The organism is Geopseudomonas aromaticivorans, from assembly GCF_019097855.1.
GTDB classification, from domain to species: Bacteria; Pseudomonadota; Gammaproteobacteria; order Pseudomonadales; family Pseudomonadaceae; genus Geopseudomonas; species Geopseudomonas aromaticivorans.
In genome coordinates this window covers 1-1,093 of the sequence record NZ_JAHRGL010000081.1, presented here as the reverse complement: position 1 = coordinate 1,093, position 1,093 = coordinate 1, and the positions used below count along the sequence as shown (strand labels likewise).

1 protein-coding gene is annotated in these 1,093 nt (G+C 44.6%); it reads left to right on the top strand.

The features are described 5' to 3' along the window. Positions 1-573 precede the first annotated feature (573 nt). Entirely contained in the window at positions 574-981 is a 408-nt protein-coding gene (locus KRX52_RS20565) for a homeobox domain-containing protein (RefSeq protein WP_217683600.1), read from the top strand. Positions 982-1,093: the final 112 nt, after the last annotated feature.

Sequence of the window (1,093 nt, the reverse complement as noted above, 5' to 3'; positions counted from 1 at the left end):
GTGGGTCGAGTCTTTTGCTTCTCCAGAAGCTATTTAAGTACTTTTCCCTGGAATGCTGTCCATACCCAGGGATCTGAGCAAGATGAAACTACCTAGCTAATGGATTTCCTAGCTCATTGAGGCCTCAAGGAAGTTTGTCTATTATAGGTAGGTTTCAGGGCTCTTTTGAAATGGGGAAGACTGCACTAAAAGAGCAATAGGCTTGGTAAAAATAGGAAGATTTATGTTTTGTTTGCACTTTCAAACTCACCCTCGTCTCAGCTGAGGGGCAGAATTTGCTTGAATAGTTCAGGATGTGTTTGTAGGTTTACCTTGTAGATGTGACCACTGAGAATCAGATGAGGGCAAAATGTGGGGCAACTAGGACAGTGCTGCTGAGACCTGAGGGAACTGTCCCACTTAAGATGCTTTTGTGCAGTGCTCTCCAAGACAGAAGTGACCTCAGCAGAATGTTGTCTACCAAGCCTTCAACAGAGGATAGGGAGCTATGAATGATGGAGCTAGATACCTTGGGGCTTCTCTGATCTATTTCTGTTTTTATTCCCACCTACTCTAGTCTGTCAACATCTCACAATGAAAGCAAATATCCAAGGTATCCCAGTATCTCCCATTCCGGATGGCTTCCAAATTCCACTTGGTGTAAAAGTGACTGGAGGACCCATTACATTTGAAAGTGAGAGATACTCTAGCTCTCCAATGAATCCAGTCAATGAAGCTTCTGCAAGTACTTTGGCTGCTCCACATCCACAAGGTCTCCTGATTTCTCAAAGTCCTTCAACATCACAAGAGTGTGCCACAAATCCAAAGAGGCAGAAGAAAGGCAGAGTGTTCACCAAGGATCAAAACCAGGTACTGCAAGAACATTTTGAGAAGTGCAAGTACCTGACGAAAGAGGAATGCACGGCTCTGGCTCAAAGACTTGGCATTGATGAGCACCACATCAAGGTATCCCTTTGTTCTTATCATATAGACACTCCCTAAGCAGCTATGTGCATATTTCCCTGAGTCAAGCACTCATTGCTCTCCTAAGAATTGTGTCTGTTGGGCTGGAGAGGTGGCTCAGTGGTTAAAAGCACTTACTGCTCTTCCAGAG

What these genes read in the sequence shown, in the direction of transcription:
- KRX52_RS20565 (WP_217683600.1), top strand. Translation starts at nt 574, where the DNA reads ATGAAAGCAAATATCCAAGGTATCCCAGTATCTCCCATTCCGGATGGC.